A 17,915-nucleotide genomic window follows, 5' to 3' on the forward strand; every position below is an offset into this window, starting at 1 on the left:
AGGCAGGCACCCCTGGGCCCGATGGGCGCGCGCGGGCCCACCGGGTGGGACCGCGCCGGCCATTGAACCCGCCCGCCCTCTCCGGGGCTCAGAGGATTTCCAGCGGCTCCTTCCCCGCAGGGGGAGGGAAAGCGGCGTCCAGAGTCCGGAGGTCGTCGTCGGTGAGGCACAGATCGAGGGCCGCCCGGTTCTCCTCCACATGGGCGACGGAGGACGCCTTGGGGATGGCGATGACGTCCTCGTGCCGCAGCACCCAGGAGAGCGCCACCTGAGCCGGGGTCCTGCCGTGGGCCGCGGCCACCGCGCGCAGCGCGTCGTGTCCCAGCAACCGGCCCTGCTCGACCGGTGAGTACGCCATGACCGGGACCGCCAGGTCCCTGCACCGAGGAAGGAGAGCGTGCTCGGGGCCGCGCCGGGTGAGGTTGTAGAGCACCTGGTCCGTCTGGGGGATCGCCCCTTCGGGCAGGTCCGCCAGGTCGTCGACGTCGAGGTTGCTGACCCCCCAGGAACCGATGCTGCCGTCCGCCACCAGTGCTTCGAAAGCCTCGACCGTCTCGGCGAGCGCAACGCCCCCGCGCCAGTGCAGCAGGTAGAGGTCGATCCGGTCGGTACCCAGGCGGCGCAGGCTCGCACGGCAGGCGTCGACCGTGCCGCGGGAGTCGGCGTTCGACGGCAGCACCTTGCTCACCAGGAAGACCTCGTCCCGCCGGCCGCGGATCGCCTCCCCGACGAGCTCTTCAGCGGCGCCGCTTCCGTACATCTCCGCCGTGTCGATCAGCGTCATCCCCAGATCGATGCCCCGCCGCAGCGCGGCGAGTTCGCGGGGGCGCCGTCCGCGGTCGTCCCCCATGTACCAGGTGCCCTGCCCCAGAGCGGGCACCGCGGCCCCGGAGGGAAGTGTCACTGTCCGCATCGCTGTCATCGCGTATCTCTCTCCCGTGGTGCGCGCGCCTCACCACCTGGCCCCGTACCAGGACGTACGAGTGCCGAGGAGGCTTGATCCAGGATCGCAGGCCGCCGGACGGCAGGCCCGTCGGCCCTGATCAGCAGCCCGCCCAGGGGGCCCTCGCCGGCATCACGAAGGGGGCAGGACGCTCACCACCCCGCGTGCGATGCCCAGCTCCACCAGATCGTGGGGGCGCAGGCGCAGCTGGTCCGCGGTCTCCCCGTCCCGGCCCGGGTCGCGCTTGAGGATGGCGGCGGCCGCCTCCGGCGCGATGACCGAGAAGTAACTGTCCGGTGTGGCCCAGGTGTTGCCCGGGGCCGCCAGCGCGAGCGCACCGCCGGAGCCGCCCTCGCCGATGAGGAGCGCAGTGAGTGGTACGCGGGCGGTCGCCATGGCCAGGAAGAGGCCGGCGATGGCCGGGCCCGCGCCGGATCGCTCCGCTTCGGCGTCATTGGCGGCGCCGGGCGTGTCGATGAGGGTGAGTACCGGGATGCCGAGGGCGTCGGCGAGAGAGACCAGCCGGGTCGCGGTGCGGTATCCGGCGGGACGCGTCGCGGTGCCGCACTGCGCGACGTACGCGACGGTCAGCCCCCGATGGCTCCCGAAGCCGCAGCGAATGCCGGGGTCGGTGGCACCGCAGCGGTCTCCGCTGATCTCCCGGATACGGCCGCCGAAGCAGGCGGCGAGGTATGCGGCGGCACGTGGGCGCTCCGGGGAGCGGGCCAGCGCGACCGCCTCCTGGCCGGAGGTGGCGCGGGCCGGTCCCCCGACGAGTGTGCCGGGAGGTTCGAACGCCCCGGCGCCCCGTGGCCCGGACAGCAGCGACAGCCAGTCGGCCAGGGCCGCGCGCAGTTCCTCGGGGCGCACCAGCGCGTCGATCTGCCCGGCGGCGAACTGCCCCTCGGCGGTGTACGCGGCCGGTTCCGCGCCCGGCGGTCGCACCCGTGATCCGGCGAAGGCCACCTGTGCGCCGGACAGCGCGAGCACGACGTCCGCCCCCGCGCCGAGGGTGGCCCAGCCGCCGCCCGTCGTGGGGTCACGCGCGACCGCGATCTGCGGGGTGCCCGTGGCTCGCAGCAGAGCGGACTGGCGTGTCACGCGCTGTAGTTGGGTCAGTGCGCGCATCCCCTCCTGCATCCGGCTGCCGCCCGTGGCGATCAGCGAGACGAGTGGGGTGCGCCGTTCCCGGGCCAGCGTGAAGGCGGCTTCCAGGAGGTCACCCGTTGGCTCCCCGAGCGAGCCGCCGAGGAAGCCGAACTCGAAGGAGATGAGAACGGCCTCCTTGCCACCGATCGAAGCGGTCCCGCAGACGACGGACTCGCGCTCACCGGTCCGCGCCGCTGCCCTCGTGGTCATCTCGTCGTACCCCGGCCAGCCGAGCGGACCGTCGGGTTCCGTGGCGCGGGGCGGTTGCCCCAGCTCGGTGAAGGAACCCGGGTCCGCTACGGCGCCGATCGCCTCGCGGGCCGTCCACAGGTCAGCCATGCAGCGCCCGCTTCATGATCTTGCCCATGTCGTTGCGCGGCAGCTCGTCGAGCAGCCGCACCTCGCGGGGCCGCTTGTGCGGGGCCAGCTGCCGCGCCACATGCCCGGCCAACTCCTCGACGGAGGGCGGGCGTTGCGTGTTCGAAGGGACGATCCAGGCGACAATGCGCTCGCCCAGGTCCGGGTCGGGCTCGCCGGTGACCGCCGCCTCGCGTACCGCGGGATGATCCAGTAGGGCGTTCTCGATCTCGCCCGCACCGATCTTGTAGCCGCCGCTCTTGATGAGGTCGGTGGCCTTCCGGCCGACGATGCGGACCGCACCGTCCGGATCGCGGGTCGCCATGTCGCCGGTACGGAACCACGGGCCGTCGAATGCCGCGGCGGTCGCGTCCGGGCGGTTCAGATACTCGGTGAACAGGTTCTGGCCGCACACCTGGATCTCGCCGACGCTCTCACTGTCGTGCGCCGTGATCTCCTCCCCCGTCTCCTCGACCAGCCGCACCCTCACCCCGGCCAGCGGCACGCCGACCGTGCCGGGCCGGGGTTCGCCGTCGACGCGGACGCTCGTGTTCATCAGGGTCTCGGTCATGCCGTACCGCTCGATGACCCGCCGCCCCGTCGCGGACGCGATGCGCTCGTGGTCGTACACGGGGAGCGCGGCCGACCCCGACACCAGCAGACGGGCGCCGGACAGGGCCGCGGCCAGCGCCTGATCGCCGGAGAGCGCCTCGGCGATGCGGTGGTACATGGTGGGGACACCGAAGAACATCGTGCCGTGGGCGGCCAGTTCGCGGGCGACCGCGGCCGTCTCGAAGCGGCCGAGGTGGTGCACGGCGCCGCCCCGGCGCAGCGGGCCGAGGATGCCCAGGATCAGTCCGTGGACATGGAAGAGAGGAAGGGAGTGGACGAGTACGTCGTCGCCGGTCCACTCCCAGGCGTCGGCCAGCGCGTCCAGGGTTGCGGTGATCGCCCGTCGCGGCAGGACGACGCCCTTGGGCGGCCCGGTGGTACCGGAGGTGTAGACGATCAGCGCCGGCGCCTCGGCCGGCGGCTCTTCGGGGAGCGGACGGGCCCCGGAGGTCGCCCGCACGTCGATGTCCACGCGGTCCAGCTCGGCGAGTACCGGCGACAGTTCGTCGCCGGGTGCCGCCAGGACCAGTGACGGTGTGCTGTCGGACAGGATGTGCGTCAGCTCGCGCTCGCCGGTCCGCGGGTTGAGCGGTACGGCGGGCACCCCGGCAAGCAGCGCGGCGACCACACCCACGGCGGTCTCCAGGGTGGGTGTGGCCCAGACGGCGACGCGGCCGGCCCCGGCGAGCAGAGCCGCCGACGCTCCTGCCGCGGCGACCAGTTCGGCATGGCTGAGCGAGCGGTCCCCGAAGGTCAGCGCGGGGCGGGCCGAGCCCGCGGCCAGGGCCGGGAAGAGAGGGGGCATACGTCGAACTCCTTGGACAGAGCGGGGCGGAATGGAGGCTGGTGGTAACACTGGACAGGATGAGGGGGCTGGATGTTCCCGGGTCCGGGCCGCTGCCGGTTCTCCTCCTCTCAGGCCACCCCAACCCTCTTACCCGGTACGCCACCGGACTCCTCCCGGGACGTACGTGTCCGCACCGCCAGTTGTGCCACACCGGTGACGACGAGGTTGGGCAGCAGCGCCACGAGGCCCGGGTCCATTGTCCCCAGATCCACGTTGCCGAAGGTCAGCCAGGTGAGGACGGCCACTCCGGTGAGGATGCCGAGCAGAGCGGGGATCGCGTCCAGGCGCACCTTCCTCGCCAGGCCCATGGTGATGGCCGGGGCCAGCTGACTGAGTCCGCCGAAGGTGAGCAGCAGCAGATTGGCGAGGAGGTCAGGACGGGACAGTCCGAGACAGAGCGCGAGGGCGGCGGCGCCGACCGCGCACACATGGTTCGTACGCAGCTGGGTGCGCTCGCTGCGGACACTCAGGACATTGCGCGACAGCAGGCTGGAGATGCCCACGATGATGGCGGCGGACGGGACCATGGCGGCCGATGCCGCGGCGACCGCGACGACACCGACCAGCCAGCCTGGCAGGGTCTGGCCGGCGAGGGTCAGTGCCACCGCGTTCCCGGGCGAGTGGGGCGACACCATGAGGATGCCGGCGAATCCGACGATGACCGGGATACCGAGGGCTATCTGGTAGAGGGGCAGCCAGATGGCGTTGGAGCGCAGCGCCCGGCCGCTCCGGGCCGCCAGGACCGGAGGCCACAGATGGGCCATGGTCCCCAGGCCGCCGCCGATGCCGGAGATGATGACGGCACTGACGAAAAAGGTCGAGTCGTAGCCTTTCTGGTCGAGCGTCAGGAGGTCCGGGCGGGTGTCCCGTACGGTCTCGAAGAGGCCCCCGATGCCGCCCTTCACCGAGATCGCGACCCCGATGAACAGGACGAGGAGCCCGACGACCATCAGAGCGTCCTTGAGGTAGGCGACGCGGGCGACTCCGCGGATACCGGACCACAGGACGAAGCCGACGGTGAGGACGGTCGCGAGGATCATGCTGAGGTTGCCGCCCGTGCGGCTGCCCGTCGCCAGTTGGACGATCAGACCGAGGCCGGTGATCTGCAACTGGAGGTAGGGCAGCAGGAACACGGCCCCGACGATGGCGACGACCCGGCCCAGGAGCGGGCTGCGGTAGCGCTCGGCGAAGAAGTCCGCCTGTGTCAGATAGCCGTGCTCGCTGCCGAGTCGGCGCATCCTCGGAGCGGTGAAGTACTGCAGGACGAAGTTGATGGCGAGGTAGCACAAGGCGTACGAGGCGGCGACCCCGCCGCCGAAGGCCAGGCCGGCCAGGCCAAGGAAGCTGAAGGTGGTGAAGGACTCGCCCGCCTGCAGGAACCACGTGGTGAAGGTGGAGAACTTCCGTTCGCCCACGGTCCATTCACCGAGCGGGCCCTTGGCCGGACGGTGTCTTCCGATCCCGACCACGGCGATGGCCAGCATGCCGATCGTGGCGATGACACTGGTGCTGTTCATGCCGTGGTCTCCGTCTCAGGCGCGTCCTCGCGTGCCCCGGCGGGCAGGGCGAAGCGGTCGGTGAGGGCGAGCCCGGCAGTCGTCCCGGCCGTCCACAACAGGCACCAGGCCAGTACGGAGGGGACGCCGAGCCACAGGTAGGGGCCGTTCACGAAGGGCAGGAACGGTGTGCTGAGGAACGCCATTACGGGCACCACGGCCCAGATCACGTGCAGTTTTCTCATGAGGGCTCCCGGAGTGCGACAGCTTCAGGCAGAGGGAAATACCGGTCGCCGGCGCCCGTGCCGGGTCACGGCCTCGAACGCGGCGCCGACTTCGAGCACGGCCGCCTCGGCGCGCGGCGGGCCCACGATCTGCAGGCCGACGGGGAGTCCGGCGTCGGTGAAGCCGGCGGGCACCGAGAGGGCGGGTGCGCCCAGAACGGAGAGGAAGTACGCGGAGCGCATCCAGTCGAGGTAGCTGTGCTGGGCCTGCCCGTCGATCCCGGTGGGGTACTCCTCGTCGACGGGGAACGGCGAGACCTGGCTGACAGGCGCGAGCAGCACGTCGTACCGCTCGAAGAAACCGGTGGCGGCGAGATGGATACGGGTGCGCTCGGCGGTGGCGCGTTCGAGGTCCGCACCGGTGAGGCGCCGTCCCTCTTCGATGTTCCGGATGAGGCTGGGCTTGAGCGACTCGCGCCGTTCGTCGAGGTACGTGCCGAACCCGAGGCTGAACGCCTGGGCGCGCAGGGTCCGGAAGACGTGTTCGGCGCCGTCGAGGTCCGGGCAGTCCTCTTCGACGCGGCACCCCAGCTCCTCGAAGACCGCCGCCTGCCGGGCCAGTACGCCGGACACGTCCCGGTCGACGGGCACCCGCCCGCCGAGGTCGGGTGCCCAGGCGACCCGGAGCCCCTTCAGGTCCCCGCGGACCAGAGGCGCCCGGAAGGTGTGGCCCGGCGCCTCCAGGGAGAGGGGGCTGCGGGGGTCCGGGCCCGCCATCACGGACAGGAGCAGGGCGGTGTCCGCGACCGTGCGGCCCATGGGTCCCGCGACCGCGAGGGTGTCCCACACGTCGCCCGACGGATGGGACGGCACCCGGCCGGGGGTGGGCCGCAGTCCTACGACGTTGCAGAACGAAGCGGGGTTGCGCAGCGAGCCGCCCATGTCGCTGCCGTCGGCCAGCGGCTGCAGCCCGGCGGCGAGCGCGGCCGCGGCGCCGCCGCTGCTGCCACCGGCCGAGCGCCCGGTGTCGTACGGATTGCGGGTCGCACCGAAGACGGGGTTGAACGTGTGCGAACCCGCCGCGAACTCAGGCACATTGGTCTTGCCGATGCGGATGGCGCCCGCCGCCTCGATGCGCTGGACCAGGAGTTCGTCCTCGTCCGGCACATGGTCGGCGAAGAGCGGCGAACCGTGTGTGGTGCGCATTCCGCGTGTCAGGTGGGTGTCCTTGAACGCGATCGGCAGCCCGTGCAGGGGGCCGGTCGCCTCGCCCCGTGCCATACGTTCGTCGGCCGCCGCCGCCGCGCGGAGTGCGCCTTCCGCGTCCAGGGTGACGATGGCGTTGACAGCGGGGTTGATCCGCGCGATCCGGTCGAGGTGTGCCTGGACGACCTCACGGGCGGAGAGGTCGCGGCTGCGCAGACGCTCTGCGAGTTCCGTGGCGTCGAGCGTGCAGAGGCCGTCGGCCGTGTCTTCGATCATGCGGCACACACTGAGGGCCATTGACCAGATAAGTCAAGCCTCTTGCGTGGGTGAATGTTTCAGACGCGGACACCGTTCACCTGAAAATTATGGTCAGCCTGAGGAAGGGCGTCAGGTGTGTCGGTGCAGGAGTGGTGTGACCGTCCCGCTCCGTTTCAGAGCCTCCACCACCAGATGGGACTGGACCGCCTGCACCTGCCGTACCCAGGGCGCCGCGGTCAGGAACTCGTGCAGCGCGGCCTTCGAAGGCTGTGTGACGTCGACAAGCAGCTGGTACTCGCCCATGACCACGGCCGCGTACCGCACGAGGGGCGATGCGACGAGCAGCTGCCCGACGGCCTCCACCTCATCGGGGCGCGTCTTGATCCAGAGCAGCGCCTCGACGGGAAGCCCGAGCAGTGCGGGTTCCACACAGGCCCTGATGCTGACGAGCCCGTCGCGGGTCAGCGACTCCACGCGCCGCCGGGCGGTGGCCAGTGAGACTCCCGCCACCGCGGCCAGTTCCTCGTGCGTACAGCGCCCGTCCTCGGCCAGCGCCCGCAGGATCGCCCGCTCCTCCGGACCCACCTCGGAGTCCGGAAGACCGACTCCGTCCGCGAGGGAGGACCGGCCACCGAGCGCTTCGATCTCGTCCTCGTCCAGGATGTCCGGCTGCCACTCGTGCACGGTGCGGAAGTACCGCAGGACCGGCGAGACGTTCTGGGCGAGAAGACCGGGCAGGGCAGGCACCTCGTCCAGCATCAGATGCGCCAACCGGCCCGGCTGACACTGCAGTTCGGCCACACAGTCGACCGCCCCCGCCAGCACGTAACTGAAGATCGCGTCGTCGCGCCCGGCCGCCGCTGCTGCCGCCTCCCGTACCGCCCCCGGGCGGCAGTTCATCCGCAGGATCACGGTCTCCCCCCGCACCACAAGACCCGTGACGGACACCCGCCCGCTCTCCAGGAGCCGCAGGCCGCGCCGCGCCACCTTCCGCTCCGGCTCCCCGAGCGCGGCGGCGATCCGCCGCCAGGACGCCCGCCCGTCGATCTGGAGCGCGGCGGCGATACGGCGGTCGAGGGCGTCGAGTTGCTCAACGGGCGAGGTCACAGTCGTCGGAGGCGTCACCACTCGACCCTATGCGCTCCGTGTGCGGGGGCCGCCGCCCGTCGGCGGGGTGGGGCCTCGGCGGCACCGGCGCCGGCACGACATGCCGCCGGGCGCGGCGGAAGGCACTCCGCGCGGAGCTTCCCCGGTAGCCGGACGGGCTCGACCGCCGAGCCCGTCCGGCGTCCGGGAGGCCAGTGCCGCGGCAGGCACTGGCTTTCAGGGAAGGATCGGCCCGCCGGGGTCCGGCCTGGTACGCCGGTCAGCCGCCGTGGCCGGCGCGGGCGAGAGCCGGGACGAACCGGGACGCGTCCACCGTGCCGACGCCGGTGGCCATGTCATAGCCGTTGACGGCGGTGTAGCCGGTCACCCCCTGGTAACTGTTGTTCGTCCCGTCGTTGACATCCACGATGCCGGACGACGGGCGGTGGGACAGGGTGTACAGCGCCTTGTTGATGTCCCCGACGCGGTGGCCGGCGACCTGGTCGGCCAGGGCGACGACGCCGGAGAACAGCGGGCCGGCCTCACTCGTACCACCGGAGACCTCCCAGCCGACGGCGGTCGGGTCGAAGCTGGAGTACACCCAGGCACCGCCGTCGACCGCGGCGGCCATCGAGATGTCGGGGGTTCCGCGGCGGGTGCCGACGACCTTCTTCTCGCCGTTCTGGAACGCGGGGCGGCCGAAGACGTGCGACTGGCCGCCGCCGCCCGCGCCGTAGTCGTTGTACACGCTCTCCGGCGCGGTGCGGTTGCCCTGGTCGTCCAGATGCAGCTGGGTGCCGCCGACCGAGGTCACCAACGGGTCGGACGAGGGCCAGGAGGTGACCCGCTTCTTGTAGTAGCCCTTGCCGTCCGCCGTGCTGTCGGTGGCGCCCCCGTCACCCGAGGAGGCAAGGACGGTCACGCCGTGCCGGGCGGCGTCCTTGAACGCGTAGCGCAGCTTGCCGATGCTGGAGAAGTCCCCGTTGCCGAAGCCGGGGAACGTGTTCTCCGTGGCGCCGAAACTCTGCGTGATGACGTCACCGACGCCGTGGTCGATGAGGGACTTCTCGGCCGACATCATCTCCGGCAGACCGGTGACGCCCTCGGTCTCGGCGACCGCGGTCTCGACGAGCACGATCCTGGCGTCGGGGGCGACGGCGTGGGCCATCTCCACGTCGAGCGTCGTCTCGCCGGCCCAGCCGGTCATGTCGGAGTTCTTCGGGTCGAACTTGGGCACCTTGCCCCACTTCTCGACCTGCACCTTGGCGCTCTTCATCCCGAACTGCTTGCTGTAGACGTCCAGATCGTGCTGGACGGTCGGCGAGCCGAACGAGTCGACGATGACGATCGTGCGGCCCTTGCCGGTGACACCGGCCCTGTACAGCGGGTTGAGGTTGTACGCCTGGCGGTACTGGACCGGCGTGTAGCAGGCGATCTTCCACTTCGCCTGGCACTGCTGAGTTGGCAGGGGGCTGCTGACCGCGCTGACCAGCTGATGACCTGCCACAGCCGGGACCGCCTTGGTCTGCGGTACGGCCTGTGCGGGTGCGGAGGTGGCGCTGCTGCTCAGGGGGGTGGCTATCACCGCAGCGGCTACGAGGGTGGTGACCCCCGCCGCTGCGGCCCCGGTACGGAGCCGGGTACGGGCTGTGCGCATGGATTCTCCTTGTGCGGAGCGGAGCCGTACGAAGCGGCTTCCGCGATCACATCCGCGGGGCATGCGCAGGACAAGAGCGTTGATTCATTAATATCGAACGCTTTGCCTAAGGATGAAGACTTGGCGCGTCCATGACCGTTTCATGGGCCAATCAGCCGGTCCGGGGACCGGCCACCTCGCGGAGCCGACCACTTGGCGGGGGTCGCTGGGACAGGAAGCGCTCACGGAATCCGGGCAGACCAGACCTCTGAACGGGCTGTCAACAAACTGTTAGCGTGGCCGGATTCCGACACCCCTCATGTTCCGAGGCTCTCGAATGAATCATTTTTCGCGGAGGCAGTTCGCCGCTTCGTCGCTCATACCGCTGGGCGCCGCCCTGTTGCCGGCGGTGCCCGCCCATGCCCAGGAGAGAGCGTCCGAAGCGCCACGCCCCGGCGCCGGTGACCCGTTCCGGGACGGGCTCTCCGACGTACTCGACCTGCACGGCCTTCCCGGGGCGGCCCAGCCGCCGGAGGACAATCCACTCAATGTCTTCGCCGACCTCGGGGCCTGGCACGCCTACGGCCTGCCCTCAGCGGCGGACCACGCGTACTTCGGAGGCTTCAGCGGGCCCCTCTACGTGGCAGAGGAGTACCCCTGGTACCTGAGCCGGGCGTTCACCCGGTTCGGGCTCGTCGACGAGCGGTCGGCGCGGGCTGTCGACCTGTCCGGGGACCGGTCGCCCCGCCTGGAGGCCCGGCCCGGCGTCCTGGCACAGTCGTACGTCACCGACGGTCTGCGCGTGACGGTGGAGCTGCGGTACGCCAGCAACCGCACCGCCCTGGTCCGCGCGACGGTCGAGAACCGGGGAGACAGACACCGCGAGCTGCGCGCCCACTGGACGGGAGCTCTGCTGCGCCACACCAGCGAGCCGGTTCGCAGCGCGCCGCGACTGCACGCGACTGATGACGGCGTCGCGGTCGGGTTCGCCGAGGTCCGCTCGTTCGAGGACTTCCTGACCACAGCCCTGACCCGGTTCGAAGTGGCGCACGCCGTGCCCGTACGCACGACCGTCCACGGCGACGAGTACCGCACCACCGTGCACCGGCCGACGAGGCTGGCGCCGGGCGCGGCGGCCACGTTCACCTGGACCGAGTCGTACACGTTCACCGACGCCGAGCGGCGTACGGACCGGCCCGCCGTACGCGAGGCCCTGGCGCACCCGGAACGTGTCGCGGGCGGTGCGGACCGCCGCTGGCAGCTCTATCTGACCCGCGCGCTCGACGGAGTGGCCCCCGACCGCCGCCGGACCGCGGCCAAGGCGGTACAGACACTGGTGACCAACTGGCGCAGTCCGGCGGGTGCACTGCGTAAGGACGGAATCACTCCGTCCCTCACCAATATGTGGTTCGCCGGGGGCTTCTGGGCCTGGGACTCGTGGAAGGAAGCCGTCGCGACGGCCGTCTTCGATCCTCAACTGGCCGTCTCCACCATTGAGTCGATGTTCGACTACCAGATTCAGCCGGATTCCCCGGACCGTCCGCAGGACGCCGGGATGGTGCCGGACGCACTATTCTACAACGACATCCGCCAGGGTGGCCTGAACTGGAACGAACGCAACTCCAAGCCGCCGCTGGCCGCCTGGGCGGTGTGGCAGGTGTACGAGCGGGGCGGGGGCCGGGCGTTCCTGCACCGGATGTACCCGAAGCTCAGGGCGTACCACGCGTGGTGGTACCGCGACCGGGACCACGATCAGAACGGCCTGGCCGAGTACGGCGCCACGGTGGACCCGGCCAACGACAGCACCGAGCAGCGGAGACTGGCAGCCGCCTGGGAGAGCGGGATGGACAACGCTCCGAGGTTCGACGACACGCAGGTGCGTACCAACACCGACCGGGCGGGGCGCACCGTCGGCTACTCGCTGGCGCAGCAGTCGGTCGATCTCAACTGCTTCCTGTACGCGGAGAAACGCTTCCTCGCCCGGATGGCCACCGAGCTCGGCTGGCCGGACGATGCGAAGGAGCTGAACCACGGGGCGGATGCCTTGCGGGACCGGATCAGGACCCACACCTACGACCCCGCCACCGGATACTTCTACGACTGCGGGCCGGACGGCAGCGGACCGCGCACGGCGGCCGGCAAGGGCATCGAAGGAGCCATCCCGCTGTGGACCGGCGTCGCGTCCGCGCGCGAGGCCGCCGCTGCCCGCACGGCGCTCACCGACCCCGCGCAGTTCGCCACCCACATGCCCCTGCCGACGGTCGCACGCAACAGTCCGAAGTTCGACCCGACCGGATACTGGCGCGGTCTCGTCTGGCTGGACCAGGCGTATTTCGCCATCCGCGGTCTGTCCGGCTACGGCTACGACCGGGACGCCCGGGCCATCGGCGAACAGCTGCTCCAGCACGCGGACGGCCTGCTCGGCGACGGACCAATCCGCGAGAACTACCAGCCGCTGACCGGTGCGGGAGAGAACTCCGCGAACTTCTCCTGGTCGGCCGCGGCCGTTCTGGAGATGCTGCGCGACCGGTGAGGGGTCCGGCATCCGTCGGGCGGGCCCGCCCGCCCGCCCGACGGGCGTCAGGATCGGTCGAGGGCGTTCGTCACGAGTTCGCGGGCGTACTCCGCGTCCAGTCGACCGGGGCGGAAGAGGATGCGGTACATCATCGGCGCCACGACCCGGTCGATCACCCGTTCCGTGTCGGGTACTGCCTCTCCGCGCCGCGTCGCGCGGTTCAGTACGGCGTCGATCTGCTCCGCGGCATAGGCGGAGCACTGACCGGCGTTGGTGCCGTCCGAATCGCCGAGAAGGGCGTCCCTGATGTACGCGCGTCCGGGCGGAGAGGCCATCTCGTCCAGGAACTGCTCCGCCCACGCGTCGAGATCGGCCCGCAGGCCGCCGAGGTCCGCGGGTTCGGTCTCCGGGCGCAGCCGTTCGACTGCGACGTCGGACAGGAGTTCCTGCAGGTCGCCCCAGCGACGGTAGATCGTGGACGGTGTCACGCCGGCCCGGGCCGCCACCATGGGGACGGTCAGCGCTTCGCGGCCCGTCTCACCGACGAGTTCACGGACCGCCGCGTGGACGGACTCCTGCACGCGGGCGCTGCGCCCGCCGGGGCGGGCCATGGGCTTGGGGCTCATGCCTTCCACCTTAATGCGAATACGTTGCTTCTAGCCGCCCCGTCCCGGGAAACCGCGAGCCACCCGGAGTTTCGGTCGGTGCTCATGCCGCCTGCGGGGCGATCCGCCCCATGCCGGTGGCCGTCTCCTCGTACACCCGCCCGGCGCGAAGCACCGTAGCGTCCCCGAAGGGACGCGCCATCAGCTGCATACCGATGGGCAGTCCGGCGTGGTCCCGGCCGACCGGCAGGGTGAGAGCCGGAACGCCGGTGATGTTGGCCGGCGCGCAGAGACGGACATAGCTGTCGGACACCGCTTCCGTGGTGCCGTCGGCCCATTCGACCGTGTCCTGGCCGGACTTCGCGGCCGTCATCGGCACCGTCGGCGCAGCGAGAACGTCGATCCGGTCGAACATGCGGGCCCAGGCGTCTCGCATCATGGTGCGGGCCCGTTGGGCGCGAAGGTAGTCGCCCGCCGATGTGAGTTCGCCGGCCTCGAGCAGGATGCGTACGTCCGGGGTGTACTGATCGCCAGCGGCCCGCAAGGACCCCGCGTGGTAGGCGGTGGCTTCGGGGACCATCAGGCCCCACTGGATGGCCTGGACGTAGCGCGCCATCGGGATCTCCACGTCCACGAGCTCCGCTCCGAGCTCCGCCAGCCGCTCGATCGCCCGGCGTACGGCCTCCTCGACCTCGGGCGAAACCCTGTCGAAGTAGTGGTTGCGGGGTACGCCGACCCGCAGCCCCTTCAGATCACCACCTGCCCCCTCCAGGTCATCGCCCGACCTCTTCGGATCACCGTCACCGGTGAAGTCCGCCGACGGGCCGGACACACTCGCCGGGTCGCGCGGGTCGTGTCCGGCTGTCGCGGACAGCACCAGAGCCGCGTCCCGCACGGTACGGGTGATGGGCCCGACGTGGTCCAGGGACCAGGACAGCGAGGTCACACCGGAACGGGAGACGAGGCCGTAGGTCGGCTTGAGGCCCACCACACCATTCAGTGCCGCCGGGACCCGGACCGAACCTCCCGTGTCGGTGCCCAGAGCGAACGTCGCCTCGCCGGCCGCGACTGCCACCGCCGAGCCGCCGCTCGACCCTCCGGCGACCCGGCTGTGGTCCCAGGCATTGCTGGTCTGCGGTGTGGTCAGGCCGTAGGCGAATTCGTGGGTGTGCGTCTTGCCCAGGAGTACGGCTCCGGCGGCGTTCAGGCGAGCGGCCACCTGGCTGTCGCGGTCCGCGACGTGCCCTGCCCGTACCTCCGAGCTCGCCGTGGTGGGCAGGCCCGCGACGTCGATCAGGTCCTTGAGTCCCATGGGGATGCCGTGCAGCGGGCCGCGCGGGCCGCTGTCGGAGATCTCCAGTTCGGCGCGGGCCGCCGCAGCCAGAGCGGCGTCCGCATCGACCGTGACGTAGGCGCGGAGCTGTCCTTCGAACGCGCCGATGCGGGCCAGTACGGATTCGGTGAGCTCGATCGGCGAAAGTTCCCGTGCTCGTATCGCGCGGGCGGACTCGGTGAGTGACAGCTCAAACGGTTGCATCGACGTTCCCCTGCCCAGCCTCGTACCCCTGTTCGGCCCGGTAGGAGACCGCGGGGGGCGTGTCGCCGAAGTCGAGTTCACGCAGCGTGGTGATGACGGAATGGATGTGGTTGGCGGTCGCGGCCAACCCCTCGTGTCGGTCGTCCCCGAGGGCGAGGCCCGCCCGCAACGCGCCGCGCGCTGCTTGCTGGGGAGTGAGTTCGCTGGTCATGCGTGTCCTTCCGGTCTGTACGGCGCATCGGGCCGGGCTCTGGTCCGTCGGCTCTGGCCAGAGCCCCCGATCGCCTTAAAGCAAGTTGTTTGCCTTAAGGGACAGTAGGACCTACGGTGACTTAAAGCAAACCAGTTGCTTTTACGTCAGCTAAGGGAAGATCACCATGTCCACGGATCCGCAGCCCATCGCCCCGACCACCCCGCAGGCGCCCGCATGGAGCGTTGGCAGCCACACCGTGCGACGTATCGACGAAACAGCGCTTCCCGCCCAGACCGGCCCGTGGCTGCTGCCAGGGGCGACTGCGGACGTTGTGGCCCGGTCACCGTGGCTGCGCCCCGACTTCGCCGACGAACAGGGCGTCCTCCGCCTGGCAAGCCACAGCTTCGCAGTCGAGGCGGACGGACTGCGGATACTGGTCGACACCGGTATCGGGAATGGCAAGCAGCGCGCGAACCCCGCCTGGCACAACCTGAACAGCGACTACGAAGCGCGGCTGACCGCGGCGGGCTTCGCACCGGAGACAGTGGACGTCGTCATCCTGACCCATCTCCACACCGACCACGTGGGCTGGAACACCCGCTCCGAAGACGGCGGTTGGGTGCCCACCTTCCCCCACGCGCGCTATCTCACGTCCCGCGCCGAATGGAACTACTGGGCCGGTACGGAGATGGAGGAGTCGCGGCAGCAGATGTTCCGGGACTCGGTGTACCCGGTCCGGGACGCGGGCCTGTTCGACCTCGTCGACGTCGCGGACGAGGGCACGGACATCGCGCCGGGCGTCCGCCTGCTTCCCAGCCCCGGCCATACACCGGGCCAGGTGACGGTGGAGCTGAGCAGCCGGGGTGAGACGGCGCTCATCAGCGGCGACAGCATCCACCACCCGGTCCAGATGGGGCACCCCGAGCTCTGCAGCTGCGTGGACATCGCACCCGGACTCGCCACCAGGACCCGCCATCAGCTGCTCGAATCGCTGGCAGGTACCTCGACCCTCCTGCTCGGCAGCCACTTCCCGCCGCCGACCGCCGGTTACGTACGGCGCGAGGGCACCGCGTACCGGCTGGTGCCGGCCTCACATGGGGCCGGGACTGTCAGCGGCTGAAAGGCGCCTCTCCCCCGCTTGCGGGGCGACGGGCACAGGGCTTGAGTGGTGAGTGGTTCCCACCTCCACCGCAAGGAGAGAGTGATGGCACACCACAAGTCGAACGACGAAGTCGAAGGCGACCCGGAGACCGGGCATGGACGCGGCATGCCCCGGCGCCCGGACGACAAGGAACTCGAACAGCGCGTGGAGGAGGACCGCGACGACGTGGGCCTGCCCCCGGAACCGGGCGCCGGAGCCGAGTAGGGAAGACGGGGACGCGCCGCGTACGAGTATGAGTACGCGGCGCGTTCCGTCGTGCTGGGCCGTACCGGTCCGCTCAGGATGTGAGTGCCACTACGGCCTCGTCGGTGTGGACGAGGAAGGTCAGCGTCTGCCGGAAGTACAGCTCGATCTCGTTCGTGTCATGCGCGGAATAGCCGATCGAGAGGTCCTCGCTGAGGCGCAGCTCGAAGTCACCACCGCGGGTGGAGACAAGAAAGGCACCGTTGAGTGCGGGTGCCCAGATGGGCGGCGCGTCCAGGAGTCGGCCCAGATGTGCCGCGATGGGGTACCCGTGGTCGGACGTCTCGCTCACCTCGGTGTACGTGTCGGCGCCCAGAAGCAGTGAGTACGGACCGGCGACCCCGGCGAGGCGCAGCGTCGTCAGAGCCCGGCTGACGGTGTCCGGGTACTCACGTACCTCTGCCGGCAGGCTGAGGACCGGGTTGGAGGTGCGCTCGCGCAGCCCGCCGATACCCGCTGCCGCGTACCCCTCGAAGACGGCCCGGTCCTCAATGAACGCCATGGAGCGCGCAGCGTCCTTGACGGGCTGCCAGTCGGAGTCCTGCGCTCCGCGCTCGACGTCGTCCACCGCTTCGCGGGTGACCGTGAAGGGGACGCGGAGTTCGACCAGGGGCTGCACCTGACGCAGCCGCGCGCTGACACCGGCCGCCGGAGCTTCGATGGCGGTGAGATGGCCGGTGCCCACGGCAGCCAGCGCGGGATCGTCGGGTCCTGTCACGTCCACGACGCGGCGGCCCCCGACGTTGCGCTGAAATGTGCGGCGGGCCTCGTCCTCGATTTCTGCCCAGGCCTGGGCGGTGATCGGGGCGAGTTCACGGTGCAGGTTGTTCATACCGGTGGACACGGGCATAACAATCAGACTCCTTTGAGGCTGCCGATACCGAGAGAACCCTCGGTCATCGTGGCGCCCGCGGGCGGGTCCGGCGGATTGTCGAGGAAGTCGGCGCTCGGGACGTGGAAGAGACAGCCGGTGACTGCGGTGGAGAAGTCGAGGATCCGGTCATGGACGCTCGGCCGGTCTCCTAGGAACATATTGCGCAGCATCTGCTCGGTTACCTCTGGAGTGCGCGCATAACCGACGAAGTAGGTGCCGAACTCGCTTTGCCCGATGCGGCCGAAAGGCATGTTCTCCCGCACGATCTTCTGCTCGTTTCCGCCCTCGTCCGTCACAGTGTTGAGGGCGACGTGGGAGTCTGCGGATTTGACATCGTCGGACAATTCAATGTTGTCCAGCTTTGTGCGGCCGATGACCATTTCCTGCTCCTGCGTGGGCAGCGCATTCCATGCCGCGAGATCGTGCAAATATTTCTGCACGACGAGGTAGCTGCCGCCCGCGAAATCGTGGTCCTCGTCGCCGATGAACACCGAGTCGGCCGCGAGCGCGCCCTCCGGGTTCTCACTGCCGTCGACGAAGCCGAGGAGGTCACGGTCGTCGAAGGACTTGAACCCATGCACCTCGTCCACCACGGTGACCGCCCCCTGGAGACGTTCGCCAATCAGCCGGGCCAGCTCAAAACAGAGGTCCATGCGGCGGGCCCGCAGATGGAAGATGAGATCGCCGGGCGTTGACGGAGCACAGTGGCGGGACCCCGCCAAGGGGACGAAGGGATGCAGATCGCGCGGGCGCGGCCCGTCGAAGAGCCGGTCCCACGCGGCGGATCCGATGCCGACGACGCAGGTGAGCTCGGCGTCCGGAGCGCGGAAACCAACCGATCGCTTCAATCCGGCCACATCGGGGAGCAGGTCGCTTACAACGGACTCGCCGCCGGGCGCGATGGTGCACACAAGGAACAAGGCGGATCTGGCCGGCGGGGTGATCACGGACTGCGACTCGGCCACGGAGCCT

16 protein-coding genes are annotated in these 17,915 nt (G+C 70.3%); 3 read left to right on the top strand and 13 right to left on the bottom strand.

The features are described from left to right. Positions 1–88: 88 nt before the first annotated feature. The 8 genes from OG452_RS02045 to OG452_RS02080 form a co-directional block, all read right to left on the bottom strand. Positions 89–922, bottom strand: coding sequence for an aldo/keto reductase (locus tag OG452_RS02045; RefSeq protein WP_327293856.1), 834 nt, complete (start codon positions 920–922; stop codon positions 89–91). 153 nt (positions 923–1,075) lie between these two features. Next, positions 1,076–2,431 (bottom strand): carboxyl transferase domain-containing protein, encoded by a 1,356-nt coding sequence (locus OG452_RS02050; RefSeq protein WP_327293857.1) that lies wholly within the window; start codon positions 2,429–2,431, stop codon positions 1,076–1,078. Then, positions 2,424–3,866, bottom strand: coding sequence for an acyl-CoA synthetase (locus OG452_RS02055; protein ID WP_327293858.1), 1,443 nt, complete (start codon positions 3,864–3,866; stop codon positions 2,424–2,426). The genes OG452_RS02050 and OG452_RS02055 overlap by 8 nt, the downstream gene beginning before the upstream one ends. A gap of 110 nt (positions 3,867–3,976) precedes the next feature. After that, entirely contained in the window at positions 3,977–5,425 is a 1,449-nt protein-coding gene (locus tag OG452_RS02060; protein ID WP_327293859.1) for a sodium:solute symporter family protein, read from the bottom strand. Next, complete coding sequence (locus OG452_RS02065; protein ID WP_327293860.1) at positions 5,422–5,649, bottom strand: hypothetical protein; 228 nt, start codon at positions 5,647–5,649, stop codon at positions 5,422–5,424. The genes OG452_RS02060 and OG452_RS02065 overlap by 4 nt, the downstream gene beginning before the upstream one ends. Before the next feature lie 24 nt (positions 5,650–5,673). Continuing rightward, the gene (locus OG452_RS02070; protein WP_327293861.1) at positions 5,674–7,110 is read right to left on the bottom strand and encodes an amidase; all 1,437 of its coding nucleotides are present in this window, start codon (positions 7,108–7,110) and stop codon (positions 5,674–5,676) included. A gap of 111 nt (positions 7,111–7,221) precedes the next feature. Then, positions 7,222–8,217, bottom strand: coding sequence for an Lrp/AsnC family transcriptional regulator (locus OG452_RS02075; RefSeq protein ID WP_327293862.1), 996 nt, complete (start codon positions 8,215–8,217; stop codon positions 7,222–7,224). 241 nt (positions 8,218–8,458) lie between these two features. Then, complete coding sequence (locus tag OG452_RS02080; RefSeq protein ID WP_327293863.1) at positions 8,459–9,835, bottom strand: S53 family peptidase; 1,377 nt, start codon at positions 9,833–9,835, stop codon at positions 8,459–8,461. Between the two features lie 316 nt (positions 9,836–10,151). Here OG452_RS02080 and OG452_RS02085 point away from each other — a divergent pair, with 316 nt between their 5' ends. Next, entirely contained in the window at positions 10,152–12,347 is a 2,196-nt protein-coding gene (locus OG452_RS02085) for an MGH1-like glycoside hydrolase domain-containing protein (RefSeq protein WP_327293864.1), read from the top strand. Between the two features lie 47 nt (positions 12,348–12,394). Here OG452_RS02085 and OG452_RS02090 read toward each other — a convergent pair whose 3' ends face one another. The 3 genes from OG452_RS02090 to OG452_RS02100 form a co-directional block, all read right to left on the bottom strand. Then, on the bottom strand, positions 12,395–12,955 hold the full coding sequence (locus OG452_RS02090) for a TetR/AcrR family transcriptional regulator (RefSeq protein WP_327293865.1): 561 nt from the start codon (positions 12,953–12,955) through the stop codon (positions 12,395–12,397). 82 nt (positions 12,956–13,037) lie between these two features. After that, a complete protein-coding gene (locus tag OG452_RS02095) occupies positions 13,038–14,471 on the bottom strand; it encodes an amidase (protein ID WP_327293866.1) in 1,434 nt (477 codons plus the stop codon). Continuing rightward, complete coding sequence (locus OG452_RS02100; RefSeq protein WP_327293867.1) at positions 14,458–14,682, bottom strand: hypothetical protein; 225 nt, start codon at positions 14,680–14,682, stop codon at positions 14,458–14,460. The genes OG452_RS02095 and OG452_RS02100 overlap by 14 nt, the downstream gene beginning before the upstream one ends. A 166-nt stretch (positions 14,683–14,848) precedes the next feature. Here OG452_RS02100 and OG452_RS02105 point away from each other — a divergent pair, with 166 nt between their 5' ends. Both OG452_RS02105 and OG452_RS02110 read left to right on the top strand, forming a co-directional pair. Then, complete coding sequence (locus tag OG452_RS02105) at positions 14,849–15,784, top strand: MBL fold metallo-hydrolase (RefSeq protein WP_327293868.1); 936 nt, start codon at positions 14,849–14,851, stop codon at positions 15,782–15,784. An 84-nt stretch (positions 15,785–15,868) separates the two neighbouring features. Then, complete coding sequence (locus OG452_RS02110) at positions 15,869–16,030, top strand: hypothetical protein (RefSeq protein ID WP_327293869.1); 162 nt, start codon at positions 15,869–15,871, stop codon at positions 16,028–16,030. Between the two features lie 73 nt (positions 16,031–16,103). Here OG452_RS02110 and OG452_RS02115 read toward each other — a convergent pair whose 3' ends face one another. Both OG452_RS02115 and OG452_RS02120 read right to left on the bottom strand, forming a co-directional pair. Next, complete coding sequence (locus tag OG452_RS02115; RefSeq protein ID WP_327299481.1) at positions 16,104–16,901, bottom strand: family 1 encapsulin nanocompartment shell protein; 798 nt, start codon at positions 16,899–16,901, stop codon at positions 16,104–16,106. A gap of 23 nt (positions 16,902–16,924) precedes the next feature. Then, complete coding sequence (locus tag OG452_RS02120) at positions 16,925–17,908, bottom strand: Dyp-type peroxidase (RefSeq protein WP_327293870.1); 984 nt, start codon at positions 17,906–17,908, stop codon at positions 16,925–16,927. Between the last annotated feature and the right edge of the window lie 7 nt (positions 17,909–17,915).

Source organism: Streptomyces sp. NBC_01197 (genome assembly GCF_036010505.1).
In the GTDB taxonomy this organism is placed as follows: domain Bacteria; phylum Actinomycetota; class Actinomycetes; order Streptomycetales; family Streptomycetaceae; genus Streptomyces.

Excerpts from the sequence above, each read along its gene's own strand:
- OG452_RS02095 (WP_327293866.1), bottom strand. The coding sequence starts at position 14,471 with ATGCAACCGTTTGAGCTGTCACTCACCGAGTCCGCCCGCGCGATACGA.
- OG452_RS02070 (WP_327293861.1), bottom strand. The coding sequence starts at position 7,110 with ATGATCGAAGACACGGCCGACGGCCTCTGCACGCTCGACGCCACGGAA.
- OG452_RS02080 (WP_327293863.1), bottom strand. The coding sequence starts at position 9,835 with ATGCGCACAGCCCGTACCCGGCTCCGTACCGGGGCCGCAGCGGCGGGG.
- OG452_RS02115 (WP_327299481.1), bottom strand. The coding sequence starts at position 16,901 with ATGAACAACCTGCACCGTGAACTCGCCCCGATCACCGCCCAGGCCTGG.
- OG452_RS02060 (WP_327293859.1), bottom strand. The coding sequence starts at position 5,425 with ATGAACAGCACCAGTGTCATCGCCACGATCGGCATGCTGGCCATCGCC.
- OG452_RS02100 (WP_327293867.1), bottom strand. The coding sequence starts at position 14,682 with ATGACCAGCGAACTCACTCCCCAGCAAGCAGCGCGCGGCGCGTTGCGG.
- OG452_RS02045 (WP_327293856.1), bottom strand. The coding sequence starts at position 922 with ATGACAGCGATGCGGACAGTGACACTTCCCTCCGGGGCCGCGGTGCCC.
- OG452_RS02050 (WP_327293857.1), bottom strand. The coding sequence starts at position 2,431 with ATGGCTGACCTGTGGACGGCCCGCGAGGCGATCGGCGCCGTAGCGGAC.
- OG452_RS02110 (WP_327293869.1), top strand. The coding sequence starts at position 15,869 with ATGGCACACCACAAGTCGAACGACGAAGTCGAAGGCGACCCGGAGACC.
- OG452_RS02065 (WP_327293860.1), bottom strand. The coding sequence starts at position 5,649 with ATGAGAAAACTGCACGTGATCTGGGCCGTGGTGCCCGTAATGGCGTTC.
- OG452_RS02085 (WP_327293864.1), top strand. The coding sequence starts at position 10,152 with ATGAATCATTTTTCGCGGAGGCAGTTCGCCGCTTCGTCGCTCATACCG.
- OG452_RS02055 (WP_327293858.1), bottom strand. The coding sequence starts at position 3,866 with ATGCCCCCTCTCTTCCCGGCCCTGGCCGCGGGCTCGGCCCGCCCCGCG.
- OG452_RS02090 (WP_327293865.1), bottom strand. The coding sequence starts at position 12,955 with ATGAGCCCCAAGCCCATGGCCCGCCCCGGCGGGCGCAGCGCCCGCGTG.
- OG452_RS02105 (WP_327293868.1), top strand. The coding sequence starts at position 14,849 with ATGTCCACGGATCCGCAGCCCATCGCCCCGACCACCCCGCAGGCGCCC.